This is a genomic window from Petralouisia muris, assembly GCF_004793545.1.
In the GTDB taxonomy this organism is placed as follows: Bacteria; Bacillota; Clostridia; order Lachnospirales; family Lachnospiraceae; genus Petralouisia; species Petralouisia muris.
In genome coordinates this window covers 1-1,990 of sequence record NZ_SRYA01000186.1, presented here as the reverse complement: position 1 = coordinate 1,990, position 1,990 = coordinate 1, and the positions used below count along the sequence as shown (strand labels likewise).

The window sequence follows — 1,990 nt, the reverse complement described above, 5'->3', positions numbered from 1 at the left end:
GGGGGGAGACTGTCCGAAAACTCGGATAATTTAACCTAAAGAAATAAAGATTGATACGCTCTTGTGAGTGTTCAATATAAATTAAAATTGTACATTGAAAACTGAATAAAGTACACAGAAAATCATGGATCTATGGCTCAAATATAGTATAATGGAAGCTGAGAAAAATTTATTCCGGGGTGAATTGAAATGCCGTATGTTTCAGGTTTTAACAGGGATCAGCTGATGTATTGTTCATGGGATGCATTTGTAGATAAAGAAAGTATTGCAAGGATCATTGATGCGTTTGTAAATCATCTTGATATAGAAAAGTATGGTGTAAAACCTGTAGCAGCAGAAGGCCGTCCATCTTACGATCCTAAAAGCCTTTATAAGGTTTATATTTATGGAAGCAGAAAGGGTATCCGCTCCTCACGAAAACTGGCAGAAAGCTGTAAAGTAAATCTTGAAGTGAAATGGATGACCGGCGGTGTGGAACCTGATTTTCGTACCATTGCAGATTTCAGGAAAAACAACATAGACAGCCTGAAAGAAATTTTTCATGAATTCAACCGGCGGATTTCCAGTGCAGTGGAATGGGGATTTGCTTCTGTTGACGGGACAAAGATTCAGGCGAATAATGCAAAGGATAACAACTTCACCAAAAATAAGCTGGATGACAGGATCAAATGGCTGAATGGCCATACAGATGAATATCTGCGGATTCTGAATGAAATGGATGAGCAGGAAGAAGCAGACGGGATTCCCGGAGAACTGACAAGGGAAAGTCTTGAGGCTAAGTTAAAAGAGGCACAGGAGAGACTTGCCAGATATGAAGGTTACCAGAAGCTGATGGAAGAAACGGGGGCATCCCAGCTTTCCATTACAGACGCAGACGCAAGGCTCATGAAAAATAAAAATGGTTTTGCAGTATCATATAACCCACAGACAGCGGTAGATTCTGAAACGCATCTGATTCGTGACTTTCAGATGACCAATCAGGTAACTGACCATGGATTACTGGGAAGCACCATGCAGGGAATAAAGGATTCCGATCCGGAAAAAATCATAGAAGCAGTGGCTGATAAAGGTTATGAAGCTACGGAAGATATGGCAGAGTGTCTGGAAAAGGGTATTATCCCACATGTCATAACGGATGATGGAAAAGATGGTTACGAAATAGAAACGCCTTATGAAGAGGCAGAAGCTGATACTGCCGGCACGGCTCCTGAAGAACTGAAAAAAGCACTGCACGCAGGCAGGATTCCGGAAGCTTATGCAGAAGTGATACAGGATATGAGGGTGGAAACAGTCCGGCGTAAAGTGGTGGATGAAAAACAGGAAAACAGCAGCGTGTATGGAAGCCCTGAGGAAATGCTGGAAAAGGCAAAAGAAGGTTATTTTGTCAGAGATCCTGAGAGAAACATGGTATACTGTCCGGCAGGAGAAATCCTGAGACAGAAAAGTATAAAGAAAAACGGGAACATCCGCTATTCTAATAAAAATGCCTGCAGGCACTGTCCAAGGCGTAATAAGTGTTATAAGGGAAAAGGTGAATGGAAAGAGACTGACTTTAGCAAAGACCAGCTGATAAAACCCTGTAAGGACTGGCTAAAGGCAGAAGGAAAGAAGCCAGAAGAAACGAAAGCCAATGAAAAATGGCATTATGAAAAAAGAAAGGTTGTAAAGTTTTTTCTGAAACCAAACAAGGAAAAGATGCGCCAAAGAATGTGTTTATCGGAGCATCCGTTTGGGACAATAAAACGAGCGATGGGAGCCACTTATTTCCTACTGAGGGGGATGCGAAAAGTGGCTGGAGAGTTTGCGCTCTTCTGTCTGGGGTATAATCTTGAACGGGCGAAAAATCTTCTTGGATTTCAAAAAATGATGGAATTGATGGAACAGGCATAAGCCTCTTTCTTCATACTGTGTATTTTATTCAGTTTTCAATGTCACAGAAGAAGGAAAGGGGCTAAATTTATGCCTAAAATTCTAGTTTTCGGACAGGCTG

1 protein-coding gene is annotated in these 1,990 nt (G+C 41.6%); it reads left to right on the top strand.

Translation table 11 applies throughout. From position 1 onward, the window contains the following. Nucleotides 1-189 precede the first annotated feature (189 nt). Nucleotides 190-1,890, top strand: a complete 1,701-nt coding sequence (locus E5329_RS28920) for a transposase (RefSeq protein ID WP_135992552.1) — start codon at nucleotides 190-192, stop codon at nucleotides 1,888-1,890. Nucleotides 1,891-1,990 lie beyond the last annotated feature (100 nt).